Source organism: uncultured Nevskia sp., assembly GCF_903885465.1.
In the GTDB taxonomy this organism is placed as follows: Bacteria; Pseudomonadota; Gammaproteobacteria; order Nevskiales; family Nevskiaceae; genus Nevskia.
In genome coordinates, this window is sequence record NZ_CAISIQ010000455.1 from 1 (window position 1) to 24,894 (window position 24,894).

22 protein-coding genes and 1 pseudogene are annotated in these 24,894 nt (G+C 62.4%); 7 read left to right on the top strand and 16 right to left on the bottom strand.

All coding sequences use genetic code 11. From position 1 onward, the window contains the following. Window positions 1-388 precede the first annotated feature (388 nt). The gene (locus QZY06_RS17595) at window positions 389-604 is read left to right on the top strand and encodes a hypothetical protein (protein WP_295686451.1); all 216 of its coding nucleotides are present in this window, start codon (window positions 389-391) and stop codon (window positions 602-604) included. Window positions 605-757: 153 nt separating this feature from the next. Here the strand turns inward: QZY06_RS17595 and QZY06_RS17600 are convergent. Continuing rightward, window positions 758-977, bottom strand: a pseudogene (locus QZY06_RS17600) (DDE-type integrase/transposase/recombinase); the annotation flags it as partial. Between QZY06_RS17600 and QZY06_RS17605 the strand changes: the two are divergent. Then, on the top strand, window positions 901-1,170 hold the full coding sequence (locus QZY06_RS17605; RefSeq protein ID WP_295686452.1) for a cupin domain-containing protein: 270 nt from the start codon (window positions 901-903) through the stop codon (window positions 1,168-1,170). The pseudogene QZY06_RS17600 and the gene QZY06_RS17605 sit on opposite strands and share 77 nt — an antisense overlap. Window positions 1,171-1,274: 104 nt before the next feature. On the opposite strand, the gene QZY06_RS17610 is transcribed toward QZY06_RS17605, so the two are convergent. Beyond that, a complete protein-coding gene (locus QZY06_RS17610; RefSeq protein WP_295686455.1) occupies window positions 1,275-1,709 on the bottom strand; it encodes a tyrosine-type recombinase/integrase in 435 nt (144 codons plus the stop codon). 964 nt (window positions 1,710-2,673) lie between these two features. On the opposite strand from QZY06_RS17610, the gene QZY06_RS17615 reads away from it, so the two are divergent. From QZY06_RS17615 to QZY06_RS17625, 3 genes are all read left to right on the top strand, one after another. Continuing rightward, window positions 2,674-2,817, top strand: a complete 144-nt coding sequence (locus QZY06_RS17615; protein ID WP_295686457.1) for a hypothetical protein — start codon at window positions 2,674-2,676, stop codon at window positions 2,815-2,817. A gap of 175 nt (window positions 2,818-2,992) precedes the next feature. Continuing rightward, a complete protein-coding gene (locus QZY06_RS17620) occupies window positions 2,993-4,171 on the top strand; it encodes a glycosyltransferase family 2 protein (RefSeq protein ID WP_295686458.1) in 1,179 nt (392 codons plus the stop codon). 468 nt (window positions 4,172-4,639) lie between these two features. Then, window positions 4,640-4,900 carry a hypothetical protein gene (locus QZY06_RS17625; RefSeq protein WP_295686459.1) on the top strand — a complete coding sequence of 87 codons (261 nt, stop codon included), beginning with the start codon at window positions 4,640-4,642 and terminating at the stop codon, window positions 4,898-4,900. A 97-nt stretch (window positions 4,901-4,997) separates the two neighbouring features. Here QZY06_RS17625 and QZY06_RS17630 read toward each other — a convergent pair whose 3' ends face one another. From QZY06_RS17630 to QZY06_RS17695, 14 genes are all read right to left on the bottom strand, one after another. Beyond that, on the bottom strand, window positions 4,998-5,765 hold the full coding sequence (locus QZY06_RS17630) for a PRC-barrel domain-containing protein (protein WP_295686460.1): 768 nt from the start codon (window positions 5,763-5,765) through the stop codon (window positions 4,998-5,000). Between the two features lie 105 nt (window positions 5,766-5,870). Continuing rightward, window positions 5,871-7,697: a DUF1302 domain-containing protein gene (locus QZY06_RS17635; protein WP_295686461.1), complete on the bottom strand. Its 1,827-nt coding sequence runs from the start codon at window positions 7,695-7,697 to the stop codon at window positions 5,871-5,873. After that, window positions 7,694-10,063, bottom strand: a complete 2,370-nt coding sequence (locus tag QZY06_RS17640) for a hypothetical protein (RefSeq protein WP_295686464.1) — start codon at window positions 10,061-10,063, stop codon at window positions 7,694-7,696. Before QZY06_RS17640 ends, QZY06_RS17635 begins: the two co-directional genes overlap by 4 nt. Window positions 10,064-10,254: 191 nt before the next feature. Further along, the gene (locus tag QZY06_RS17645; RefSeq protein WP_295686466.1) at window positions 10,255-11,457 is read right to left on the bottom strand and encodes an acetate/propionate family kinase; all 1,203 of its coding nucleotides are present in this window, start codon (window positions 11,455-11,457) and stop codon (window positions 10,255-10,257) included. 101 nt (window positions 11,458-11,558) lie between these two features. Beyond that, window positions 11,559-12,404: an OmpA family protein gene (locus QZY06_RS17650; protein WP_295686468.1), complete on the bottom strand. Its 846-nt coding sequence runs from the start codon at window positions 12,402-12,404 to the stop codon at window positions 11,559-11,561. After that, a complete protein-coding gene (locus QZY06_RS17655; RefSeq protein ID WP_295686470.1) occupies window positions 12,401-12,796 on the bottom strand; it encodes a DUF4398 domain-containing protein in 396 nt (131 codons plus the stop codon). Before QZY06_RS17655 ends, QZY06_RS17650 begins: the two co-directional genes overlap by 4 nt. Before the next feature lie 551 nt (window positions 12,797-13,347). After that, window positions 13,348-14,124 (bottom strand): GGDEF domain-containing protein, encoded by a 777-nt coding sequence (locus QZY06_RS17660; RefSeq protein ID WP_295686472.1) that lies wholly within the window; start codon window positions 14,122-14,124, stop codon window positions 13,348-13,350. Then, complete coding sequence (locus QZY06_RS17665; protein ID WP_295686473.1) at window positions 14,121-14,267, bottom strand: lmo0937 family membrane protein; 147 nt, start codon at window positions 14,265-14,267, stop codon at window positions 14,121-14,123. Before QZY06_RS17665 ends, QZY06_RS17660 begins: the two co-directional genes overlap by 4 nt. 250 nt (window positions 14,268-14,517) lie before the next feature. Continuing rightward, a complete protein-coding gene (locus tag QZY06_RS17670) occupies window positions 14,518-16,176 on the bottom strand; it encodes a hypothetical protein (protein ID WP_295686476.1) in 1,659 nt (552 codons plus the stop codon). Window positions 16,177-16,272: 96 nt separating this feature from the next. Beyond that, a complete protein-coding gene (locus QZY06_RS17675) occupies window positions 16,273-16,839 on the bottom strand; it encodes a DUF4142 domain-containing protein (RefSeq protein ID WP_295686478.1) in 567 nt (188 codons plus the stop codon). A 310-nt stretch (window positions 16,840-17,149) separates the two neighbouring features. Continuing rightward, complete coding sequence (locus QZY06_RS17680) at window positions 17,150-18,826, bottom strand: SulP family inorganic anion transporter (RefSeq protein ID WP_295686480.1); 1,677 nt, start codon at window positions 18,824-18,826, stop codon at window positions 17,150-17,152. A gap of 280 nt (window positions 18,827-19,106) precedes the next feature. Beyond that, the gene (locus QZY06_RS17685) at window positions 19,107-19,748 is read right to left on the bottom strand and encodes a MarC family protein (RefSeq protein ID WP_295686482.1); all 642 of its coding nucleotides are present in this window, start codon (window positions 19,746-19,748) and stop codon (window positions 19,107-19,109) included. Between the two features lie 177 nt (window positions 19,749-19,925). Next, window positions 19,926-22,292, bottom strand: a complete 2,367-nt coding sequence (locus QZY06_RS17690; RefSeq protein WP_295686484.1) for a GNAT family N-acetyltransferase — start codon at window positions 22,290-22,292, stop codon at window positions 19,926-19,928. Beyond that, window positions 22,289-23,242: a histone deacetylase family protein gene (locus QZY06_RS17695; protein ID WP_295686486.1), complete on the bottom strand. Its 954-nt coding sequence runs from the start codon at window positions 23,240-23,242 to the stop codon at window positions 22,289-22,291. Before QZY06_RS17695 ends, QZY06_RS17690 begins: the two co-directional genes overlap by 4 nt. 341 nt (window positions 23,243-23,583) lie before the next feature. Between QZY06_RS17695 and QZY06_RS17700 the strand changes: the two genes are divergently transcribed. Together QZY06_RS17700 and QZY06_RS17705 are read left to right on the top strand one after the other, a co-directional pair. After that, window positions 23,584-24,351 (top strand): Crp/Fnr family transcriptional regulator, encoded by a 768-nt coding sequence (locus tag QZY06_RS17700; RefSeq protein WP_367275674.1) that lies wholly within the window; start codon window positions 23,584-23,586, stop codon window positions 24,349-24,351. 155 nt (window positions 24,352-24,506) lie between these two features. Then, window positions 24,507-24,894, top strand: a 388-nt coding sequence (locus QZY06_RS17705) for a Crp/Fnr family transcriptional regulator (protein ID WP_295686489.1), incomplete at its 3' end; no start/stop codon positions are given.

Here is a 24,894-nt window from a genome sequence, read left to right on the forward strand (position 1 = left end):
CTGCTCCCGTCGGCTCGAGGTCGCCGACGGAGGCGGCGCGCGCTCACGCTCGGGGTGACCTTTTTTTGCGGCCCGCCCCATCGCGTCGCTCCGCGACCGGCCGAAGGCCTCGCGATAGGACCCCAAGCGGGCCGCAAAAAATCACCCGTCGCTGGTACGAGTTTCGGCCCTCGATAAATCCGAGGGCCTGCGCGTGTGGAAGCACGCGCCTCCGGCATCTGGCCGCCCCCAACCATCGCTGACGCGCTGGTCGTGGCCCCCTCGCGGCCAGAGCCTGCGCTGGGTCCGCCAACGCGGACCCGTTGCCGGGCGGCGGAGAAAACTTTTTCAAAGCGGATACCGCTGCTGTGCTCGCCGCATTGGACGGGTCAACAAAAGGAGTTGCACCATGGGTTTGAAGAAGAAGACGAAGTCCGTTGTCCTGAAGCTCAGCGTCAGCGAGCAGTTGTCTCAGCAGTATCGCGAGGTGCGTTCGATGGCCGATCGCCTCGGCCACGAGTACGACGTCGAGGAAGACCTCGCGCATGTGCTGAGTGCAGCGCTGCTGGAGTTGCGTAAGCTCGAGCGGACGGAGGCTAATTCGGCCGACGAACTTCAGCACTAGCAGCCCCCGAACCGGCGTCCCGCGCATGGACGCTGGTTCGGGCTTCGGTAATCGAAGCCTAGTCTCGCGGCCGGGCTTTTTTGTGCGGACGGACATGCGCCAGCGCACAAGAAGTGCCGCGTTTCGGCAGCGAGCCCTGCCCTCAGGTTGCTCATCCAGCATGGGATTGACGAGTTCGGCGTCTGGGCGCGTACCGATTGGCCAACTGACAACTATCCCGTCATAGCAATCGATCATCGGGGAGAGGTACACCTTGCCGGCTGGAATCTGGGCCGGCTGGAATCTCGAATTCCGTGATGTCGGTGAGCCACTTCTCGTTGGGTACTTCCGCGCGCAAGTCCCGATTCAGGAGGTTGCCGGGTGCCGGGCTGACCCTCGGCGATGAGACAATCCTGTTGCTGGAGGGCGAAGTCGACGTCGTCGAAACGCTGAGCGGCAAGGAGCATCACCTATGCGACGGCGATGTCATCGGCCAGTCGTCCGGCATGCACATCACGTGGACCTCGCGCGGCCCGTTCTCGAAGAAGCTCTGGGTCATCTCCAAAGACCAATTGCCCGATTCCTAAGCTTCGCTACTGGCAACCATTGACGCTTCAGCGGCCGTCGTAGGGGGCGGTCAGCTCGAGGCCAACCGACGCGCGGGCGTTCGATACTTGCAAGCGGTCGTTCGTCAACGGCCGCTTTTGTGGCAGCTTGCTGGCTTGGTAATGCCGGCACTGCGGATCGCCTGCTTCACTGCCCGTTGCATGGTGTCTTCGAAGACGTGGTGACGCTTGGTCTTTCCCGTATAAGGATCGACCGATCGCTTCGAAGACGGGAAGATGTACTGCCAACCCCATTCGAACCCTGCCTTTGGGTACTTCCGGGCCAGCGCAAAGGGCAGCGAGGCTTCACCGAACTCCTGCTCGATGTCCAGCCGGTGCAGAGTCCGCGTCCGGTCCATCTGCGCCTGAAGCGCCGGCACCAGCGATTGCGGCAGCATCGTGACCCTATCCTTACCGCCCTTGCCGTTCCGCACCGTGATCCGGCCGCGGACGAAGTCGATGTCTTTCACCCTCAAGGTCAGGCACTCGGTCAGACGAAGCCCGGCCCCATCAACGATCATGTCCTTCGAACGTACATCCGCTTGACCTCACGCCTAACGAGGCTGAGGTAATCGAAGAGCGATTCAACATGCCGTGCCAATCCGGCTCAAATCGCTTCTACGAGGGATGCCACCACTACAAAACGAGTCACGCCTTCCGAACCTGCCGAAGCGGAACGGGTGCGCGATTTGCGGAAAACTAACCGCAGGATATTGCTTCGCTTCTGGCGCAGCTTCTCAGCCTGTAAGCACCAACGCCGCTGCGCGGTTCCAGGGGACAACATCCGAGGTATGTATCTTTATAACGATAGGACGCCGTTCAAGAGTATCGAGTACGCCATCGCAGGCGTGCTACGTGAGCTTTCGTTAAAGGAACCCGGACTGCTGTCGAAAAAATTTGCTTGCTATGTGCCATACCGAACGTTGCGCGCCAATGTTAATGATCCAGAATCGAAGCGAAGCAAGGTGCGACAGGCGCCTCAGACACTGGGTTTAAACAGGTGCCACGGCTTTTTCGATCAAGTCTGGATAGTGAGGCCGCGTGGCAATGATCTCGAATAACAGCGAAGATCTCGACATTATCGATTCAGTGCTTGCCAGGCTTGAGGGACCTCCCACGGTTGGAATCGGTCCGGATGGCAGGGCGGTTTACGCAGATCGATCGCCATATCAACCCACCCGTTCGCCCGCCGAGGTTCTGAGGCTTATCGAAAAGTACATATCGAAAGTGATCCGAATGGATGATGGAACTTGGGCAGCCGTCGGACCGAGCGGACGCGCATGTGTAGGCGAGACGCTTCCAATAGCTGTTTGCAAGGCGATTATCGAGTTCCGCTGAAAGTTCTCGAAGGGCATTTCGGCCTGAAGCTCCTGCCAATCGCAGACCTAGTTGGACCGACCATCTTCTAAGTGTGGTAGCGCTCGGACAACGCCACAACTGGCGGCGCAGACTACATTGTCCGCCCTAAACAGATGAGCATTCGTCATGATCCACGGGCTCATCTTTGGCGGCGACGCCAATGAGAGGACTGCAATCGCCGCAATTGTTGAAGCCGCAGCATTCACAACAGACAGGTCCGATGATTTTCGCGAGGCACATATTCAGCTTGGCCAGAAGCGGTTGGACTAATTGCTTATCGATCGATATCTGCCCGACAGCGATGGTTAGGCATAGCAAAGCGCGATATGCGGCAGCAGTTCGACGGTTATCGTGCTGATCATTGGCAAAGCTAGTATCGATCACTGACAGTGGCCTCACCTTCCTGAGAAGATTTGCCGGACATGTGTTCTGCGGGAGAAACGTCATGGATGACGATAGAGGACTGTACATCTCTCCAGAAAATTGCGATTTGCAATCAAGGCCGACACAGAAGCTGTCGGGCGATTTTGGTGGCTATAGTCGAACGCTGCCGCATATCAGCGTGGTGGTCGGTGCCGGATACGATACCGCGGAACTGAAGAACTGCCTGACCGCATTACTGGCTCAGAAGTTTCAAGGAAGTCGTTACGAGGTCATCGTTGTCGATGCGCGTAGCGCTGACGCTAGACCGGTGACCAGTTTGTTCGGCGGAACGCACCACAACCTCGGCCTTTCGACGCGCACTGTCGTGCAAGAAGCAGCGGAATGTGCCGCAGGAGCACCTGCAGTTCAATATTTGTCGGCCGACTATCCGTCATCATCACAGGGGAATCGGGATGCTATTGCGCGCAATCGTGGCTGGGAATTCGCGCGCGGGTCGGTTATCGCCTTTCTCGATGCATCGCTGATGCCGGTGCCGGATTGGCTGCTTCACGGATTCTCTGCTATGTCCGATGATGTTTGGGTCGTTCGTGGCTCCGTTACGGTTCCGACCAATGTGCCGCCGCGTGAGGATGAGCGTGCAGCATCTGAACTGGCAGCATCCGGCCATTACGGGAGTAACTGTTTCGTCCGAAAGGCTGCGCTGGTGGCGATCGGGGGATACGACGAACGATTCCCAGCAGATTGGCGCATCGATCTGGACCTGCAGTTCAGCCTCATCGAGCACTCTCGGGGAGAGTTCCAGATCGGGCGTTCAGCCCTTGCCGAAGTCACGCGCAGTGCCATATCTCATATTTGGGGTAGCAGCCTCTTTGCCCTGCGAAATCTTCAATTCGATGCATTGTTGGCGCGAAAGCATCCCACGCTGTATCGGCCCGGCCTGTGTCGCCTCACCCGAAACATCTGGTGGGGAGCACATCTGCAGGTTGTGGTGTTGCTGGGATCGGTCGCCGTTGCGGCATTGGCGGCTCAGTTTGCAATTGCGAGTGTCGCCCTAGGGTTGTGGTCGCTTCTGACTTTGCTGCTTGTTTCAGCGCGTCTACGAGGCTGCAGGCACGACATACTCTACGTGTTTGAAATGCTACTGACGTCATTAGTGGTTCCGCCGCTCGCTGTGTTCTGGTGCTGCGTCGGTGCCGTACGCCATCGCCGTCCGCGGTCGTGGCCATCTGGTCACGGATAAGTAGCGAGCCAGAACTCACGTTAGGCAAGTATTCCCACTCGCTGACGGGCTAAGCTGGCTCGGCCGGTTGTAGCGCCTTATCATCAGGTCGCTGATCTGCCTGCTGCTTGTTCAACGGCAGCTATTCTTTGTTCCCCGCTGTACGCTTGGGGCAACCGCGTGATCCGCTGCCGCTATCGGGACACGAGCTATCGCATCACGCGGATACCGGATGATTTCGGCCTTGCGCCTCGATTGCTGGGCTGCTCGATGAAAAACTCCAAGCCAACCCGCGTGTCGCGTTGAACAATTATCTCCGGCCTCACGGGGCCGAGCTACGCATTCCGTTGCAGCGATAGCGCCCGGCGTCACTCGCTTTTTGCCGCCCGATATTTGCGCGGTAGCGCACCGACGCAGCAGCGAGCCCTCCTTAGTTTCGAGACTCCACTGACGGAGTTCCTCATGATGACTGCAAAGCAAGCCAAGGACATGGTCAACGAAGCGACCAGGGCGGCCACACGTAGCGGGAAGACTGACAAAGCCAAGGCTCACACCAAGCGCGTGATCGGTTCGATCAGGGCCGGGAACGGCAGCATGATCGGCAATCTTGGCAGCATGATCGGCAACGAGGAAATTGAAGCCACGAGCCGCATGCAGAACGTCAGCGGCAAGAAGGATCGCTGGCATGGCGATATCCACGAAATTGCCGAAGAAGTCGGCAACCTCTTGAAGATCGATCGCAAACGCTAGCTTTCAGCGGTAGCGGCAGCAGGCCCCGGCGTCGCCCCCAAGGCGCCGGGGTCTGTTGCGTTGTGAAGCGCCAAGGGAGACTGACCAGCGTCAGCAATCAGTACCAGTAGCCTTGCCGCTGGTAATGCCCGAAAAGCTGGGTTTCGTAATCGCGAGACAACTCGATGTTGGCGTCGTATTCCGGTGCATTGCGAATCTGGGTGCTGAGCACGTCGACAAACGCCTGGCCCTCGTCTTGGTCCAGCCTGGTGATCCATTGCACCGGAATCACCACATGCTTGCCGATCCAGAAGTTCGACGTCTCGACCACCATGTAGCGCAAGGCCCAACTGCCGCTGTCGAGAATGAAATCTTCGAGATGGCCGAACGCCTCGTCGCTCGCCTGCAAGCGCCAGTTGCGGATATCGCCGGCGCTGCGCAGATGGCTGGCGTCCTGGTTGTCGTAGGCGCTGGCGACCTCGGCCAAGGCTTCGCTGGTCAACGGCAGCGAGCCGTTGGCCGGGATTACCGGGTAGGGCGTCAGCCCCCAGAGCAGTGGGCCACTGAGATAGTCGGGATAGCCGTAGTAGTTGAAGTAGCTGATCTCGTGCTGGCGCGACACCGGCTTGCGGGTGTCTATGTCCGGGCTGCCGCGGACCTGCTGCCGGCTTAGACGCACGCCGATCGTGCTTTTTCCGTAGTCCACGCTGTCGATCGCCAGCGGCGAGATCAGTACCTTGCGCGAATCGAGCCAACTGCCGGTCTCGACCGTCAGATAGCGCACCGCCCAGCGTTGATCATCGAAGTAGAGGTCGCCCACGGTGCCCACTTCACCGTCGCTGGCGATCACGCTCAGGCCGATCAGCTTGTCCAGTCGATGCAGCATGTGCGTACTCCTAGCTATGGAAAATTTGTCCGACCGGAGCATCTTCCTGGTGGTGCGGACAGTCAGTACGTCAGCGCACCGAAGCCCAGGCCACGGCAACAAGCCCTAGAACGAGTACTTGACGTTGGTCTGCACGAAATCGCGATCGCCGAGCAGGTTCTGCTGGCCACCGCCGAGGAACATCGTGTAGCCCACTTCCATTTGCAGCGCCTGCCCAATGCGCGCCGTCACCTGCGGCGTCAAGGTGCGCCGATCGCGAACGAAATTGATCAGCGGCACTGGCGTCAGACCGGCGACATCGTGCTGCCAGATCAACGCCGGCTGCACCACCATGCCGCTGATCAGGCCGAACAGCGGCACGTTGTTCCAGGTCGGCCGCAGCAGCACCCGATAACCCCAGGAAGCCTTGGTCGGGAACGCCGCCTGATCCTGGGTCGGCAGGCCCAGCGCAGTTGCAGTCGGCAGATCGCCGGGCAGGTAGCTGGCCTGGCCTTCGTAGTACAGGCCGCCGGATGACTGCGAAGGCAGATCGTGCACGTAGGTGTAGCCCGCCTCGACGAGCATCAGCAGATCGTCGTAGCCCAGGAAGGCGTTCGGCGGGAACAGCTGGGTGGCGCTGACATCGACCTGGCTGACATCGTGGCGGCGATAGCCGCGAATGTACTTGTCGCCAAGAGAATCTCCGGGAATCGGATCCAGCTGGCTCGGCTGGCCGAGGCCGGTCAGCAGCAACTCCACGGCCTGCAACTGCAGCGGCACGCCATGCTTGAAGCTGTACTCGCCCTGCAGTGCATAGCCGAACGGGCCCGAGGTGTTGAACGACAGGCCGAGCATCTCGATGCCCTTCGGATACTCGCTGAAGTAGCTGGCGTCGTTGGCCGGCGACGTTGGCGTTGCTCGCGAATTGCCGCTGAACAAGGGCAGGCGGCTGTGATAGCGCGCGGCGTACAGGGTCAGATCGGTGGCGTTGAGATCGGCCAGGAAGATGTGCAGCGCGCCACCGTACTGGCCGGCACTGCCCGGCGTGCGGTCATCGGCGCGAAGCACACTGTTGCCGAACGGCAGACAAGTCGGTGCCATGGCTGGCAGACCCTGGCAGGCCGAGCCGGCCGGCGCATTCTCGCCAGCGCGGCCGAAGTCGATGTAGGCGCGGGTGCCGCCGATCCCGGCGAAGTCGTTGCTGCCGAAATAGCTGCCGGAGGCCTGGATGATAGTTCGCTGCCAGCCGAGCTGGTAGAAGCCGTCAAGGCTGACATTCGGGATCAGGGTGGTGCTGAGAAACAGCATCGGCACCGGGATGGTGATCTCGTTCAATTCGAAGCCCGGCGTGATCAGGCGATTGGCATCGAACGAGACCAGACTGTTGAGGCCATTCTGGATGAAGGTCGACTCGCCCCAGTTGAGGATCTGCCGACCGACCTTGATGGTCAGATCGTGATCGAGCAGCTCGAAGTTGCCGTAGGCGAAGGCATCGAGAATGGTCGCGCGGGCACCGTTGTGATCGCGGACATCGCGGCGCTTGCCGGTCAGCTCGTCGAAGCCGGCTTCCTTGCCGGCGCCGTAGTCAGCCTCGTCGAACAGGTTGTTGTTGAGCACTGTCGGGTTGGCGAACATCAGCGAGCGGACGAAGATGCCGTAGTCCTGGTACTTGATGCTCAGGTCGGTCTTCAGCTGGAAGATGCCCGCGGAAATGCGCCCGGCCTTGAAGTTAAGGTTGCCGTCGTCTTCGTTGACCGAATAGGCGCTGCCGCCGTTGGCGATGCCGATCAGGTTGGCCTTCGGGTCCTGCACCCGCATCACGGCTCCGACGGTGATCGCGTTGTCGAGCGTGATCCGTGCGTCCTTCCATTCGGTGGTGTAGGCAGAAGCCGATGACGATGCCGCCACTGCCACCGCGATCAGTGTGCGGCGAAACATCCGATGGTGGTTCATGGGCAGCTCCCTCCCAGTGGCAAGGCGGTGCCATTACTGGCCAGGAAGCTGGCCGCCTGACGCTGCATCTCGCAGGTCACCGCAGCACTGGTGGCATCCAGGCCGGGGTCGAGGATCGAGCCGTGATTGCCGTCGGCGAACTGCACGGCGACGCCGAGATCGGTGCCGATAAGTGGCGCTTGCGCCGCGTAGGGCACGATCAGCGGGCCGATAATCTGCAAGCCCAGGGTTCGCAGCAGCGGCTCGGTGCCGGATAGCAGGCCGGCCAGCAGCACGCGATCGGCGCTGGCGCTGTTGCTGCAACTCAGGCCTGCGGTCGATGTGCTGCAGTTCGAGACCACGACGTTCGGCACCACGCCATCGCCGATCACTTCGCTGGCGTAGATCGGATGCGCGGCGCGGGCGGCGACGGCGTAATTCTGCGGATCGCCGGAATCGACCAGAGTCTGCGCGAAGCGGGTGAAGGTTTCGTAGTTGTCGCTGCCTTCGGCAATGCCGGCCGAGGCCAGCAGGCCGGCGCTGATCCTTGGCCCGAACGCCGCCGAACCATCGAGCAGCTTGCCAATGCCGCCACCGCCATTGGCCAGCACCGCGGCGTTGTGGTTTGCACTGACGCCGAGAAAAGTGGTGCCGACGATCGCGCCGAGCGAATGGCCGAAGAAGCGCAACTGCGTGGTGTCGACATCGGTAACGCCGTCGCCATCAAGGTCAAGCCCGGCCACGGTCTTTTCCAGGGTCAGCAGATCGGCGACCGCCTGGCGGATGTTGTCGCGGCTAGTGACCAGACTCGGCAGGTTGATGAACCAGGTGCCGGAGGGATCGGCGAGGCCATCGGGCCCCGGTGCGCCGCTGGCGTTGTTCTGCAGATCGAGATCGAAGCTGCGCTCGCCGGTGATCAGGCCGGCGGCCGGCGAGCCAGTGAACAGCGCATTGCGGTAAAGCGCATCGGCGGGTTGCGGCAGCAGCGGATCGGGTGGGGTGATGCCGTGCAGCGGCAAGTCGATCGCCACCGCAACGAAGCCGGCCCTGGCCAGGGTATCGGCTACTGCCAGTACGTCGGCGCGGTTGCGGGTGATGCCGTGCTGGAAGATCACCACCGGCCAGCCCGCGACGGGTTTGGTCAGACCGCTGGCCAGACTCGGCACGGTGACCAATACCGGGATCGACTGCGTGCTCGCTGTGGCCGTATCGACGATCGGGAAGCAGCCGGTGGTGCTGGCACTCGGCTGCAGACCCAGGCCGTTGCCAGGTGCGAACGCCGCGCAGGGCAACGGCTGCGCCGACAGTGCCGTCGGCGCGAATGCGGCATTGGCTGGCTGCGTGGAATCGGCGCGCCAGTAGCCGGTGAGCGGAGCCAGCGACTGTGGATCCGCCGGCGTGCCGGCGCTGTTCAGGTAATACGGCACCGTAGTCAGGCCGGCGTAGATATTGGCGAGACCGAAGCCGCCGAGCGCCAAGGTGCTGAGGCCGGTCGGCGCCACCGCGATCAGGCCCGGTGCGGCGCGGGCGGCGACTGCACGAAGCGCGTTGTCGATGCTCTGGGTGGTGAAGGTCCAGGCCAACACGATCTGCTCTTCGCTCAGGCCGACGCCGCCCAGTGCCGGCGGTGCGGTCAGCTTGGCGACCAGCGGTCGTACCAGTTGCAGGCGGATCGCTTCCAGCGTGGCGATCTGCGTTGGCGTCAGCGCGGCAGCGAAGTTGCCGGTCTGCTCAGCCACTGGCGTGGCACTGCGCACGGCGCGGAAGTAGTCGCTGCTGACGATCGGTAGACCGTCCCGGCTCAGGATCGTCGGGGTCAGCGCGACTATGTAGGTGGTCGATGGCGCCAGCGGCTTCAGCGGCTCGATCAGCAGCCGCGTGCGCTCCTGATTGATCGGTACGCCATCGGCGGGGATCGCGGTGGAACTTTGCACGGTGAAATCGCTGCCGTAGACCAGCGGCTGGCCGGTGCTGCCATTGATGATCAGCAATCCGGCAGGCACGGTCGCGAAATCCACGAAGCCGGCGAAGTCGGTGAAGATCGAAGCCGTGGTCGACCAGCCGTCCTGCAGGTTGGCGCTCTGCACCAGCGCATTGGCCGGGTTGGCGAGATTGACCGGATCGGGCAGCGGGATGTTCAGGGTCGGCGTCAGCGCGCCGGCGAACAGGCCATCGAACGGGAACGGGATGATCGCGCTGCCCGGTGCTGCGGTGTTGCTGGCGCCGGTGGGATCGAACAGCGAGAAGGCACTCGACGGGCTGGCCAGCAGGCCGCCATCGTCATTGCTGTTGCCGGTGCAGGCAGACAGCAGCAGTGCGGCCAGCAGGCTACCGAGAATCGGCCGCAAACCTTGGGACAAGGTCGAACAACGCAGCGGCTGGCGCATAAAGAAACTCCTCGGGAATGGTCGTCGCCGGGCTCTGGCCCAGAAACTTTGTCGACTGCGGATGACGCGGGCGGCCGATTGCCGAGCCGAAGCTGAAGATCACCGCAATCGGCTATGGCATCGGTACGGCAGCGCGCTTTGCGTGACGTCCTGTGCCTATCGCTGCGTCTGCCGACGCCGTGAAAGGTTGATCAGGCGACCATCAGCCCGCCCGCGTGTCGGGCAATCTCTTCTTCTTCCCGCGACGACACCAGTAGCACCTGCGCACGCGAGCCAGCTGCATTCAACGGGTTGAGAGCCTGCGCATTGCGCTGCGGGTACAGCGCAATACCGAACCAGGCAAGCCGATCGCAGATCGCGCTGCGCACTCGTGGATTGTGCTCGCCGATACCTCCGGTGAAGACCAGCAGATCAAGGCCGCCAAGCACCGCAATCATCGCCGCCACCTGCTTGGCGACTGCCATGCAATAGATGGCGATTGCCAGACGCGCTCGGTCGCTGCTGGCCGCCAGCAGTTGCAACTGGCGAATGTCTCCAGAGATGCCGGAGATGCCGAGCAGGCCGGACTCACGGTCGATCAGGGTTTCAATTCGTGCCGGGGTCCAAAGCGTGGTGCGCATCAGGTAGAGCAGCACGCCGGGATCGAGATCACCGCTGCGGCTGGCCATCGGCACGCCGCCGCCCGGGGTCAGGCCCATGCTGGTGTCGACCGAACAACCGTCGCGAATCGCAGTGACGCTGGAGCCGCTGCCGAGGTGGGCAATGATGATTCGATGCGCTTGCGGCTGGCCGATCTGGCGCAGCGCCGATTCGCAGGACAGGCCGTGAAAGCCGTATCGACGGATGCCGGCATCGTGCAGCGCCTGGTTCAGCGGCAATCGCCGCGACAGTTCCGGTAGAACGGCGTGGAACGCGGTATCGAAACAAGCGAACTGGGGGCGCCGCGGAAACAGCTTGCGTGACTGGCGGATGATCGCCAGGGTGGCCGGCGCGTGCAGCGGCGCCAGAGTGCTGGCAGCGGTGATCTCGGTCAGCACGCGGGCATCGAGCCGGCAGTGCGCGAGCAGACTGGGACCACCGTGCACCACTCGATGGCCGATCGCATCGGGTGGCGGCAGGCCCGATTCGCTGAGCATCCGGGCGATGCGGGCCAGGGCAGTCAAATGGGTCGCACCGCCGATCGCTTCGTCGATCAGCAGCTTGCGCCGTCCGGCCTTGATCTGGAAACGGGCAGGCTCTTCACCACCGATCCCTTCGACGGCCCCGGCTGCCAGGACCGTCAGCGGGCCCTGACCATCCGCGCCGATGGCGCTTGTTTCATAGAGGCCGAACTTCAGCGACGAGGAGCCGCCGTTGAGCGCCAGAATGTGCCGCTGATGAGGTTGCGCTACCACCCGCCATCAACTCGCCGGCAGCCAGCGCCCACTGCAGATTTCCGGCAGATCCTCGCTGTGTAGCGTGTCGGCCGTCACCAGACTCTCTCAATGACCGGCGCTTACTGAGGGGGATTCTGGATGGTCACTTCAACTCTGCGGTTCAGTTGCCGACCGGCGGCAATCTCGTTGCCGGCCACCGGATAGGCCTCGCCACGTCCGGTCGCCGTGATCCGGTCTCTGGCGATGCCGCGGCCGCTGAGATAAGTAGACACGGCATCGGCACGGTTCTGCGACAAGGTCATGTTCATTGCGTCGCTGCCCTGGCTATCGGTGAAGCCTTCGATGATCAGCTGGCGATCGGGCGTGGTCGCCAGTGCAGCCACCAGTTTGTCGAGGTTCACCGCGCTGCCGGCGGCCAGTTCGGCACGGCCGCTCGAGAACAGCACATCGCCCAATGTCAGCTGCACGCCGCGATCGGTCTTCTTTGCTTTCAGGTCGGCAAGTTCGGCGACCAGCGTGTCGTTGCGGCTCTGAGCGGCATTGGCGTCGGCTCTGGCGATCACCGTCGCGGACTTGGCGACATCGGCCTCGCGGGTTCGGGCATCGAGCCGCACCTGATCGGATTGATCACTGAGCAACTTGCGCTGCGCTACCGCGTACTCGGCCTCTGCAAGGGCTCGGGCGGTCTGGACGCGGCGGGAGGCGATGTACACCCGATGCGTGTTCAGGCCGCTATCGATGCTGAGCATTTCGGCTTCGGTGACCGCCTTTTCAGCGGCCTGCATGGCCACCGGCGCCTGGGTGGCCAGACGGCTATCGGACTGAAGTGCAGTCAGTTCGGCGCGGACCCGATCAGCACCGGGGTCACGCACAGCAGTCGTCGCGCAAGCGGCCATTGCCAGCGTGGTTCCCGCCAGCACGGCCTGGGCGACCAGGCGGTTGATGCAGATGTGATGGGCGCTCATGACGCTGCTCCGCCGCTGCGACGCAGTTCTTCACGCAGCGTGTCGATGTTCTTCTGCAGTTCGACATTTACCGCCGTTGCTCGGGCATTGCGGGCGCGGGCGGAGGCCAGTTCGGCATCGGCCTGTGCGGCATCGGCGAGACGTCGTGCGTTGATCACGTCGGCCTCGGTCGGGTCCTTGGCCAGCGCGACACGCGCTTGACCGAGATGATCACGAGCGGCTTTCAGTTCCACCGGTGCGAACTCTGCGGCCTTCTCTGTATCGGCCGTGGCAATGGCGATATCGGCGGCCTGCAATGCATCGTTCGGCAGCAGCGGTGCGGAGCCGCAGGCTGACAGGGTCAAAGCGGTAGCCAGGCACGCGCAGCGTGCCAGGCGTAGCGGGGTTTTCATGATCAACTCCTGGTCAAGATTCAGGCGGCGGCAAAAGGCCGCACGCTTGCCGAGAAAATCGGGGACAGCGATGTCAGCGGCTTCGAGCGATCACGCCCTGCGGCAAGCTCAGCGTGGTCCTTGGTACACCCTGTGGCCGTTCTTCAGCGTGCAGTTGATTGCCGGCTTGAAGGGCTCGTTGATCGCCAGACTCGGACTCTGCGCGCCGCGCCGCGTAGCTCACCGGCACGATAGGCACCTGTCCTTCGGAAACCCTGGAAAGTAACGCTCGTCGAGCGTCGAATTGCGGGGCAAATGGCCGTCGTGGTGGCGCGGCATGGAGCAACTTGGACGACGACACGACGGGATCATCGACGAGCCTTCCTGCGACCTCGGCCGGCGAATGTCTCTGCCGGTTCAACGCGCCATGGTTGATTCGGGTGTAGGGACTGAGTCTGGTGCGATTGCCCAAATTGCTCATTGTCATCTCCGCCATCGGTCTGCAGGGTAGCGCTGCACCCCAATAATTGATTGTCAGACCGGCCTGCGCTCCGGTCGGTCTGATATCGCACTTAATTCAAGACTCGGCCTGTGTTTTGCGCTTCCATTTCCAGCGGCGACAACAGCTTCTGATCGCGCGTCGATACGCTTGTCTTCCTGCGATCCGCAGGAATCTGTTTGTCGCGGTACATCGATGCGTCAGCACTGTTCAGCAGCACTTCGGACTGCTCGCCATCGGCGGGATAGAACGCGAGGCCGATCGAGGCACTGATCTGCAGTTGTTCATCATCGATCGCATAGCAGCCATTGATATGGCCGCGAAGCTTTTCGGTGATATGCACGGCAATCGAGGCTTCGCTGATGTCGGACAGGATCACCACAAACTCGTCTCCTCCGTACCGGCAAGCGAGATCGTTTGCTCGTATGCAAGACGAGATTCGCGAGGCGACTGCGGTCAGCAGCTTGTCGCCAGCGCAATGACCATGACTGTCGTTGACTCGCTTGAAATCGTCGATGTCGATGAACATCAGCGCCATGAGACATTGTTCGCTGAACGACTCAGCGATTACATCGTGCAGGCGCAGCATCAGTGCCTGCCGGTTCGGCAGGCCGGTCAGCCAGTCGTGGTGAGCCATGTGTTGGGCGTTCAGGCGCTGCTCGGTGATATCAATCAGCGCCAACCCAAGGTGTTCGTTGAGCGAGCGCAGACTTTGATTCTCGTCTTGCAAGGCCTTCAACTGCTGTTCAGCGGGGCAGTTGCAGGCTCTTGCGGCCTGAAGATCAGCGGCGCTGCCGGGGTCGACAGCCGCGACGATGGGTCCGAATCCTTTTGCGGGCCTGTCAATCACAGTCTTCGGCCCTGGAAAGCCCGAATGACGATCACGATAATTGCCAGCACCAGCAGGATATGAATCAGTCCACCCATCGTGTAGGAGCTGACCAGTCCCAGAATCCACAGGACCAACAGTATCACTGCAATTGTTTCGAGCATTTTCCGCTCCGCGTGGCGATTAGGTTCAACTGGAGTCGATTGATGCTTCCGAGCTTAGAAACTGCAGTGGAGGGACTCTGTACGGCAGCCCACGCTGAACTGCGGAATAGCCTGAAATTTCTTCAGATCCGCATCAGCGCAGCTGATTCCGCTGAAGCAGGAATCAAAGCGTATGCACGGCGCGACCGCCCGAACGCGGCGCGGGCATGACGGAACTCTGTGACCCCGTTTAACCCGCGCCTGCTGTCTGCTAGGGCGTCGTATCGAGTCCACGAAGGAACTCGATCATATCGGTGCGCTCGGTGCTGTTGGCGAGGTAGAACGGATGCGGCGCGGTATTGCCGCGTGCCGGGTCGAGCAGGCCGTCGAGCGTGGCTACCGAGTTGTCGTGCAGGAAGTTCGGCCTGCGTGCCAGATCGAGCAGCAGCGGCAGCGCCGTGCCGCGAATCTCGCCACGCTGGCTGGCGTTCACCACCGCCATCTTGTCGTCGAAGATGTTGTTGACGGTGTTCAGGATCGGGTTCAGCGGCGGATCGCGCTGAGCCAGAAGCACTACCGGGTTGTCACCGGGAAAGATGCTCGCCATGGCGACGATATTGGCCGGCACCGGCTTGCTTTGATCGACATTGTGGCAACTGGTGCAATTGCTTCGGAAGCTCACCCGGCCACGAGCCGCGGCGGCGGCATCGGCAACCACGCCATCAGGAGCGGCGAGGCTGTTCAGGTAGCCGTTCATGTCGAGCAGTTTCTGGTTGTCGACTCTCAGGCCCACTGGCGCTTCCTCGGTACCCGGCACGCTGCTGACGCCGGCGGTGATGAACGGATAGCCGGTGACGCCGGTGTCGGCGAGGATCTGGATGTAGCCATCGATCATCTCGTCACCGGCAGCGGCACCGCCGAGCTTCTTGACGAAGGCGCGGCCGTTCGGCTGGGTCAGCGTGGTCGGGTCGAGCAGCGCGGTGTAGACCAAGTTGCTGAAGTTGTCGAGACGGACGATCGAGCCGTCGGTGCCCCAAGGTGCTGCGAGATCGGTGCGGAACAGAGCGGCGTTGTGCATCGGATCGCCATTGCCGTCGACAGTGTCGTCGAACATGCCGCGCGGGTAGAAGGCATCGTTGTCGAGATAGGCATCGACTTCGGCTTCGGTCGACGCCGGCGTGATGCCAGTCGGGGCGCGGCCCAGTGAATTGCCACCGTTGGCTGCGAGTTCCAGTTGCAACACCGGGTAATAAGCGCGGGTGTTCAGGCCGAGGGCAATCAGGCTGCCGAAATCGAGCACATGGTTGGCGCGACCGTCGAGTCGCTTGCCGATCGAGCCGCCGCCCGGCATCGCGTACACCGAGTTGTCGGTGATCGTGTGGCAGAGCGCGCAGCTGGCGCCGGTCTTGTCGCCGTTGAGGATGTCGATCACGCCGTCGCCGTTGGAATCTTTCGGCACGATGCCGATCACCGCATTGGCATTGACCAGGGTCACGGTCGTCGACGCGCTGTTCAGTAGCGGCGCGCTGGCCGGTGACAGATCGGTGGTCAGTTCGGCAGCGATCGCCGCCTGGGTCGCCGGATCGAGTGCCCCGATATCGACCTGCAGTCCCAGCGCCAGCGCCGCCAGCGGCGTCACGCCAGCAGCAACGATGCCCTGCTGCAGTTGTAGCGCATCGGTCCAGAAACCTTCGGTGCCGAACAGCTCGTTGCGGAACACCTCCTTGCCGGAGACGATGTTGCCGGTCGCATGAATCACCGGTACGGCGGCGACCGTCGGGCCATCCGAACTGGTGGCGACGCCGCCATTGTCGGTGCCGTTGCCACCGCCGCCGCAGGCGGTCAGCAGCAGACCCAGCAACAGAGCCGAGGGGCCGGTGTGCCAGCGGAAGGGATGGCGTGCTGCGGTACAGATGATCGATCGATTCATGGTCTGCTCCGGGTGCGGAATGCAGGCTCGCGGCGCCCTGATCGCGGTCCGGTGAAGCCGCGAGAGCTCAGGAAACTGCGGGAAATTGCCTCGGGATCAGTGCGCGCTACTCAGCGTCTTGGCCAGTTCCAGATGGTGTTCAAGCGTTGGCAGGCTCGTCTTGGCGAAGCCGCTGATGTCGGCGTCCTTGGAGTCTTCTGAAACTTCACTGAACAGGTCCACGGCCTTTTCGTGGCCGTCTTTCATCGCGCTCGCGTAAGCCTTGTCGAAGTCTTCCGGTGACTTCTTGCGCAGACTGTCGAGCATCGCCTGATGGTCCCTGTCCAGCGCCGTCGGCAGGCTGACGCTCTTCTTCGCCGCCAGCGCCTGCAGCATCTTGTTGTTGGCGCTGTGATCGGTGCTGATCATGCTGGCGAAGGTCTTGACGTCGTCCGCCTTGGAGCGCTCACCGGCCAGCGTTGCCGCCTGCATTTCGACCATGCCGGCCTGGCCCGCCTTGGCAAAGAAGGTGGTGTCGTCGCTGCTCAACCGGTCGCTGCCCTTGGTCTCTGCCGGATCGACATTGAGGTTGGCGTCCTTGCAGGCCGGCAACGCTACTGCGGCGGCAAGGCTCAAGAAGGCGCTGATGATGAAAAGGCTGCGGCGTATTGCAAATGCGTTCATCGGAATTCTCCTGAGACTGATGGGACAAACAGCGCCGCGCTATCGATGGCGAGATCAGCCCTGGCTGTCGCTTTCATGTCGCGGCACCAGTGCCGGTGCTGGAACTTGTTCTCTAGGGAGACCTGCTTGAACAGTCGAGCCCGCTGGATCGACATCAACTGGGGATTCAATCCGGCCCTTAAAGCAGTTCATCCGACGTTCTAGACGGAGCGCGCACCGGCGTCGGTCTGGCAGCGCACCAAGGGTAGGGACCCCAGTCCGGCAGTCGAAATCTCGATGCCGCAGTCCAAAAATGAGCACTCGGCTGTGTTCAAAAGTGAGCTGCCGACCCTGCGGACTGTCTTGCTGGTACGCAGGCGCCTAGCGCCAGACCAAATTCCGGAAAATATCTCGGAGGCTCCGCCTTGCTGCTGACCAAACCGGTCCTGGCCAGCTTGCGCAGCACGTTCAGCCGTGCCTCGCATAACAGCACGGGTACGCCGCGTCGAGCCAGGTTGGCGATGGCTTCCTCCAGCGACTGGATGCCGGTGATATCCATGAACGGCACGCGCCCCAAGCGGATCACCACATAGCGGGGATCGCTGTGCGTCTGTGCCAGTGCGCGTTCCAGCGTCTCCACCGCACCGAAGAAGAACGGACCCTCGATCGAATAGACAAGAACCCCCGGCGGTAGATGATCCAGTCCCATGCCGCGCAACTCTGACTGGATGCTGCTTTCGTCCAGATGCAGCACTTCCACTGCCGATGCCATGCGACGCAGGAAAAGCAACATGGCCAGAATGACGCCGACATTCACGGCGATGACCAGATCGCTGAAAACCGTGAGCAAAAAGGTGATCAGCAGGATGACCACATCGGCGCGCGGCGCGGTACGGGTCATGCGAATGAAGCGTCCAGCCTCGCTCATGTTCCAGGCGACCACGAACAGAATGGCGGCGAGCGCTGCCAGGGGAACCTGGGCCGCCAGCGGCGCCAGCAACAGCAGGATCGACAGCAGCGTCAGCGAGTGGACGATACCCGCCAGCGGGCTGGTTCCACCGTTGCGAAAATTGGTGGCAGTGCGGGCGATCGCGCCGGTGGCAGCGAAACCACCGAATAGGGGTGTGATCATGTTGGCGATGCCTTGTCCGATCAGTTCCTGGTTCGAGTCATGCCGGGTACCGGCCATGCCGTCCGCCACCACGGCCGACAGCAGCGACTCGATGGCGCCCAGCATGGCGATCACCAGTGCCGACGGCAGCAAGCTCAGCAGCCGATCGAAGCTCAGGTCCGGTAGCCCCACGAAAGGCGGCAGTCCGCGCGGAATGCCACCGAACGCGGTGGCGATGGTCGCGACATCCTTGAAGCCGATCGCCGCCTGGATCACGGTCACCACGATCATTGCCATCAGCGGTCCCGGCACGCGCTTGAGACCGGGAACCCGCGGGCCATAAAGAACCAGTAGCAGGCCGAGTATCGCCAGGCCGGTGGTGGCAGCATGCAGTTGCGGCAGAGACTCGACGAGCTTGAACAGCTTGTCGTGAAAGTGGACACCGGCCGGGGCCGGCAAACCGAGAAAATCCTTCCACTGCCCGACCCAGATGATGACGGCGATCCCGGACGTGAAGCCGACGATCACCGGATCCGGAATGAACCGCAGCACCCCACCGAATCTCGCGACGCCAAGAACGATCAGGATGATTCCGGCCATCGTGGTCGCAATCAACAAACCATCGACGCCATGCTTGGCAACCACGCCCGCGAGAATGACGATGAAGGCGCCGGTCGGACCGGCGATCTGGATGCGGCTACCGCCAAACAGCGACACCGCGAGACCGGCGACGATCGCCGTGGCGATGCCTTGTTCCGGCTTGACGCCGCTGGCGATGGCAAACGCCATAGCCAGCGGCAGCGCCACGACGCCGACCACCAGTCCGGCAACGATGTTTTTCAGCCACTGATCGCGTCGAAACAGCCCAGCCCGTGCCGCCTCGACGATGGCGATCATTGCCGATTTCGCTCGGGAAAATTGCGCTCGGCCCTGGGGAAATCATCGAAACAAGCGTCGCTGATCAACAGCGAGACTGCGTCGTCCGTGGGCATTCGAGTTCCTTGAGGGGCCGTTCGTTGTTTCGTCCTGCGGAATCAGCGTGAATGTCCGTCGCCTTGGCGTCGGTACGCTGAGTCACCTAGTCCGCGAAGCTCCTGCGTGGCTTCGCACGGCCGTAGGGTGTGGTCACGGACCGGCCGGTGCTATCCGATTTCCGTGATCAGAGGTCTGGTTTTACTTAGCGGGCCGCGGTCGCCAACAAGGCGCTGTAGCCGTCCCAGACAATCTGAACACCGATGCAGATGAGAATGAACGCCGACAGGCGGACCAGCGCGTCCGCTCCTGTTTCGCCCAGCAGACGGACGATGCGATCTGCATAGCGATAGCAAACGCAAACCATGACCGCGATCCCTGCCAGCCCGATAACGGCGCCGATGGTGTGCAGCAGCCATTGGCTTAACTGGTGTGCTCCATCCGGCTTGCTGCTGCCGATCGCGATCGCGACTGACATCGAGCCAGGACCGGCCGTCAGCGGCATCGTCAGCGGATAGAAGCTGCGGATCGGTCCAGGTGGCGTCTTGGTGTTTCTGGCTTCCGTGATGCCAGACAGCTGGCCATCATCCTTGTTGAAAACCTTCCAGCCGATGGAGACGATCACCAGGCCTCCGGCTATTCGAACGACCGGAAGCTCGATCCCGAAAAACTTGAGCAGCCACGGTCCGAGCAACATGGAGCCGAGCAGCAGCAAGAAACTGCCGACGGCGACCTGCCGTGCCAGGGTATGCCGTTGTTGTTGCGTACAGCGCTTGGTCAGGTGGGCAAACACCGGTGCCGATTCGACCGGGTTGATGATCGGAAGCAGACCGATGAAGGTCAGCAAGGAAGCCGACGCAATTTCACTGAGTGTCGAGATCACGCGGTTTGTCTACGAGCGCCGTCTGGCAATGAACCGACATAGCCGCAATGCGCAAACCTGTCCGTCTGACGGCGTACAAAGGCGCTCTACGGAAACGGCGAAAATTGCCGGCATGACTCTGTCGCGCAACCTCGCCGTGGATCACGCTCCAGCCAGCTGCCCCAGCGCCGTGTCATCGCCGGGGTCAATCTCGACGCGTCTGCATCCGGGGTCATCTGGAACGGCCATGACGACGAATCCGAGGCTGCGGGCCAGATCCAGCATCGGCCGGTTTTCGGCCAGCACATCGCCATGGACCTTGCCGATGCCGCGCCCGTGTGCGATCTCCAGCAGCCGTTTCAGCAGGTGCCGACCCAGGCCCTGGCGTACGTATTCGTGATGCACCAGGACCGCGTATTCGGCCTCAAGGCCGTCGGGGTCGGCGACCAGTGTCGCCATGGCGATGATCTCGCCAGGCGCCTCGTCATGGCTGGCGACCAGGGTCAACTCGCGGTCGTAATCCACCTGGGTCACGCGTGCGGCCATGTCGTGGGAGAAATGGCGAATGGCCATGAAGTAGCGCAGGCGAATTTCTTCCGGGTCAAGTCGGGCCAGGAAGCGCAGCAGGGCCGGTTCGTCATCGGGACGCACCGCGCGTACCTGGTAGCGACGACCAGCGGCCAAGGTAATCTGCTGGGTGAGCGCAACCGGATACGGGGCGAGTGCGATGCGCTGAGTTTCGGGCACATCCTGATCGGAAACTTCGACCATGCAGTCCGGCAGCTTGACTTGCTTTCCATCCACCGCGGAGCCGATCGCGACATCGAGGCGACGAATCAGGGCTTGATCGATCACCAGTTGCCCGATGCGGATCAAGGCTGTGGTCATCGACGTGACGGCAGTGGGTGGAGTCGTCGCGCTGATACAGCCAGCAGCGTCCAGCATGCGTCGCGCGAGCAGATCATCGAGCGGAGGCAGGCCGAACGCCGGCAAATCTCTTGCGCCGCCAGGCTCGGTCTGTACGCTCAGCACCATGCCCAGTTCGGCGTGCTGTTCCGCGCGGACACGAATTCGTGACGTCGCCACGTCGGGATAGTGTTCGGCGGCAACAAGGCCGTATCGAGCCAAGACGCTTGCGCTGTCTCTGGCCGATAACTGCAACAAACCCTTCGCGCAGAAACCTCGAAGAGATTGCGCAGTCGCATCGCGGTCAATGCTTGGCGACGAATCCGCAGGCGGCGTCTGCCCCAGCATCTCGCGCGTGTCGCGGTATTGCGCACGAAAACGCACCGCTCGCACCGCTTCGTCGGCGGATGCAAACGTGGCAAGGTGCGCCGCTGCGCTGCGCTGCCGGGCGGCTTGCGCGCTGTGCAGGCCTAGCCAGACCGTCAACAGGCGTTGGTCGAGGTCAGCTTTGGCGATGGCATCAGCGAGGGTCTGGTGCGGATGGCCTGCCATCGGGCTGTGTATCAGCAGCACCGCGCTGATGCTGGAATCCGCCAGCACTGTGCGCAGGGCGGCCACGATGTCGCCATCTGCGGCAGTGCCCAGGTCTGCGGCTTCGCTCATGAACCGCACTTGCGGGATTCGTTCGGCAATCTGTTGCCGCGTGTACGCGGTAAACTCAGCCACTTGCAAGTTCTGGCGCAGTACCGCGTCCACCGCCAGCGCACACACCCCCGAGCCATTGCCGAGGACCGCAATGCGGTTGCCGGACACTGAGGGCAGCAATTCCAGCGCCGCTAGTCCTTCGAACAGTCCGACTAGGCTTTCGCATTCCACCAGGCCCGCGCGCCGGAACGCGGCGGACCGCACCGGATCGGAGCCGCCGTTTCCAGCGACATCTGCACGCTGCGTTTGCAGCACCAGCACCGGCTTGACTCGCGCGGCTGCACGCGCGGCCGACATGAACTTGCGCCCCTGGCGGATGTTGCCGATCTGCAGGACGACGGCGCGCGTCTGCGGATCTAAGGCGGCGTAGTCGAGCAGGTCCGCCGCATCGACGTCTGCCTCGGCGCCGGTCACCGCGAGCCAGGAGAAGCCGATGCCGCGGCCGGCCGCCCAATCCAGCGCCGCTGCGGCCACCGACTGCGACTGAGCGATCAAGGCCACCGTCCCCGGCTGCGGGGTCGATGTCAGGGTGCTGAAGTTCCTGTCGTGATCGCGGGGCTTGCCGGTGTGGATCAGTCCTGCCGAGCGCGGACCCAGCAAGCGCATCAGGTGGGGCCGCGCCGCATGCAGCACGTCGGCACCTGGCGGCTTGTCAGCCATCCACAGCAGCGCCTTGCAGCCACGAGTGCCCAGTGCGTCGATGCAGGCGGCATCGGCCCAGTCGGCCCGCAGCACTACCGCCGCCTCGACCTTGGGCAAAACCGCTATGCCGGTTTTTTTAGTGATTTGCACGCATCGTTCCGGCTGCAGACTGGCTTGCAGGTTGTTCAACAGCTGCCGCTGGGCCGGCGATTCCGCCGCGCCGAGGATCACCAGCGACGAGGCTCGGAACAGCGCTTCCAGATTGCGTACCGTCATAGTTGCCCCGGTTCACCCAGAAACGGCTGCAGGAATGCGCAGACGCTGCCTGCCAGCGCACCAAGGTCGTAGCCGCCTTCGAGCATCGCGACCACGCGGCCCTGACAGCAGGCTTCAGCGACGCCCTGGATCACTGCGCCGATCCAGCGAAAGTCATCGGTGCTCAGGCGCAGATCGGCCAGCGGGTCCTGCGCGTGCGCATCGAAACCTGCCGAGACCAGCAATAGTTCCGGCCGAAAGCTTTCCAGCCTTGGCAGCCATTGCTCGCTGACTGCGGCACGGAACGCGGCACTGCCGGCGTAGGCGCGCAGCGGCACATCAACGAGGTTTCCTGCGTCGGGCGCGCCGGCCCAGAACGGATAGAGCGGATCCTGGTAAGTCGAGCAGATCAGCACGCGCGCATCGTGCTTGAAGATGTCGGCAGTGCCGTTACCGTAGTGGGCATCGAAATCGACGATGGCGACGCGCTTGAGCCCCAGCGCCAGCGCATCTCCCGCAGCCACGGCGACGGTGTTGAAGAAGCAGAAGCCCATCGCCCTGGCGCGCTCGGCGTGATGTCCGGGCGGCCGCACGGCGCAGAACGCCAAGCCCGCTTCTTCCTTGAGCGCTCGGTCCACCGCAAGCACGCCGGCACCTGCGGCGCGCAATGCGGCGGCCAGCGTGTGTTCGGTCATTCGTGTGTCCGGATCGATCGCGATCCCTTCCGCACCAGGGAGAGCGGCCAGCATGTGCTTGACATGTTCCTGGCTGTGTACGCGCTCAAGATCTTGCACGGACACCACCGGCGCCTCCATGCGGTGCAGGGAATCGCTGATACCTTCCGTCTGCAACCGATCCTCGATCGCGATCAGACGCTGTGGACTCTCAGGGTGCTCCGCCCCCATCTCGTGCTGCTGGCAGGCCGCATGAGTGATCCAGGTGATCGGGCGGAAGGGATAGGCATAGGGCATGGTTGGTGTCAGTCCGCACTTGGAAGCGATCGCAACTCATATGCGACGGCAGCCGGCGACCGTCGGCGCTGAACGAACGGGGTGATCAGAGTGGCGGGCAGCCAAAGTCGAGACATTGCTGCCAAGGGGCGCTCGTCTTCGGTGCGATGTCGCACGGAAGCTGCAGATCAATAAGTGCGCACGGGCCTCGTCAATCAGCAGCGTCCGCCGGCGCTCAAGAGGATGACCACGTTTTGCTGCCAAGCATGTTTATGTTCGGCAGCGAACCTACTCAAGAGAAATGTTCCACTAGTCTTAATCCGATGGAAGAAATGTCTTCCGTTATCGTGGCTCTCGATCTCATGCCATCTCAGAAATTTCAGCCCACCGACAATCACCTTCTACAGGCCTTGCCAACCGAGACAAAGGCGCGGCTGTTTCCCCATCTGAAGTTGTTTCCGCTGCCGCTCGGCAAGGTGCTGTACGAGTCCGGGGACACGATGAGCAATGTGTACTTCCCGATCGATTCGATCATTTCGCTCCTCTACGTGATGCAGGACGGTGCCTCTGCCGAAATCTCGGTCGTCGGCAACGAGGGGTTGATCGGTGTGTCCTTGTTCATGGGCGGCGAAAGCACATCAAGCCGCGCCATCGTGCAGAGCGCAGGGCACGCCTGGCAGTTGTCGGGCGTGCGCCTGAAGGAAGAGTTCAATCGCCACGGCGATCTGCTGATGCTGATGCTGCGCTATACCCAGTCTTTGATCACCCAGATGGCCCAGACGGCGGCCTGCAATCGCCATCACTCGATCGACCAGCAGCTGGCCCGTTGGCTGCTGCTGTCGCTGGATCGACTGCCGAGCAATCAGCTGACCATGACCCAGGAGCTGATCGCCAACATGCTCGGCGTGCGCCGCGAGGGGGTGACCGAAGCGGCCAGAAAGCTGCAGAAGCTCGGTGTCATCGAGTACCGCCGCGGCAAGATCACCGTGCTTGATCGGCCCAAGCTCGAGCGCCTGAGTTGTGAATGCTATGCCGTGGTTCGCAAGGAAACCGATCGGCTGCTGCCGTATCCGGTAGGCCCGAACCGATCACGCTCGCCTGCTGCCGAGTTGTACAGGGATCCCCGTTGACGGTCGACACAGACCGTCTCTTTTTTTCTGTGCCGTGAAACTCGGGTGGGCCAGCGCACTGTGGTCTGCTGCCATCCACTCATACTCCAGTCACTGCACAGCCCCAGCCTCTGTGCTGTGCCGATCACGGCTCTCTCCACGCTGAGGAGAGTCACATGCCAGAAGCTCCACCATCTCCTGTCACTAACCACCTGATTGTCCAGCTGCCGATGAAAGAACGTCGGGCGTTACTGGATTGCAGCGAGACTGTCAGCCTCGAATTCGGCCAAATCCTCTGCCAGCCCGACACGCCATTCCGGCACGTGCATTTCCCGCTGACCGGCTTCGTGTCGCTGGTTGCGGAAGTGCTTCATCACCCGCCATTGGAGATGGGCTTGATCGGCAATGAAGGCCTGCTCGGCGCCACGCTTGTCTTACTGTTCTCGGCGGTGCCGCTGTGCGGCATTGTGCAGGGTGCAGGTACTGCGCTGCGCATCGACGTTCGCCAGTTCCAGTCCTTGCTGAAGTGTAGTCCAGCCTTGCGTAACAGCTTGTACCGCTCTC

Bases quoted from the DNA above. Each gene is read 5' to 3' on its own strand.
- QZY06_RS17595 (WP_295686451.1), top strand. From the start codon at position 389: ATGGGTTTGAAGAAGAAGACGAAGTCCGTTGTCCTGAAGCTCAGCGTC.
- QZY06_RS17605 (WP_295686452.1), top strand. From the start codon at position 901: ATGTCGGTGAGCCACTTCTCGTTGGGTACTTCCGCGCGCAAGTCCCGA.
- QZY06_RS17610 (WP_295686455.1), bottom strand. From the start codon at position 1,709: ATGATCGTTGATGGGGCCGGGCTTCGTCTGACCGAGTGCCTGACCTTG.
- QZY06_RS17615 (WP_295686457.1), top strand. From the start codon at position 2,674: ATGATCCACGGGCTCATCTTTGGCGGCGACGCCAATGAGAGGACTGCA.
- QZY06_RS17620 (WP_295686458.1), top strand. From the start codon at position 2,993: ATGGATGACGATAGAGGACTGTACATCTCTCCAGAAAATTGCGATTTG.
- QZY06_RS17625 (WP_295686459.1), top strand. From the start codon at position 4,640: ATGGTCAACGAAGCGACCAGGGCGGCCACACGTAGCGGGAAGACTGAC.
- QZY06_RS17630 (WP_295686460.1), bottom strand. From the start codon at position 5,765: ATGCTGCATCGACTGGACAAGCTGATCGGCCTGAGCGTGATCGCCAGC.
- QZY06_RS17635 (WP_295686461.1), bottom strand. From the start codon at position 7,697: ATGAACCACCATCGGATGTTTCGCCGCACACTGATCGCGGTGGCAGTG.
- QZY06_RS17640 (WP_295686464.1), bottom strand. From the start codon at position 10,063: ATGCGCCAGCCGCTGCGTTGTTCGACCTTGTCCCAAGGTTTGCGGCCG.
- QZY06_RS17650 (WP_295686468.1), bottom strand. From the start codon at position 12,404: ATGAGCGCCCATCACATCTGCATCAACCGCCTGGTCGCCCAGGCCGTG.
- QZY06_RS17655 (WP_295686470.1), bottom strand. From the start codon at position 12,796: ATGAAAACCCCGCTACGCCTGGCACGCTGCGCGTGCCTGGCTACCGCT.
- QZY06_RS17665 (WP_295686473.1), bottom strand. From the start codon at position 14,267: ATGCTCGAAACAATTGCAGTGATACTGTTGGTCCTGTGGATTCTGGGA.
- QZY06_RS17670 (WP_295686476.1), bottom strand. From the start codon at position 16,176: ATGAATCGATCGATCATCTGTACCGCAGCACGCCATCCCTTCCGCTGG.
- QZY06_RS17675 (WP_295686478.1), bottom strand. From the start codon at position 16,839: ATGAACGCATTTGCAATACGCCGCAGCCTTTTCATCATCAGCGCCTTC.
- QZY06_RS17680 (WP_295686480.1), bottom strand. From the start codon at position 18,826: ATGATCGCCATCGTCGAGGCGGCACGGGCTGGGCTGTTTCGACGCGAT.
- QZY06_RS17690 (WP_295686484.1), bottom strand. From the start codon at position 22,292: ATGACGGTACGCAATCTGGAAGCGCTGTTCCGAGCCTCGTCGCTGGTG.
- QZY06_RS17695 (WP_295686486.1), bottom strand. From the start codon at position 23,242: ATGCCCTATGCCTATCCCTTCCGCCCGATCACCTGGATCACTCATGCG.
- QZY06_RS17700 (WP_367275674.1), top strand. From the start codon at position 23,584: ATGCCATCTCAGAAATTTCAGCCCACCGACAATCACCTTCTACAGGCC.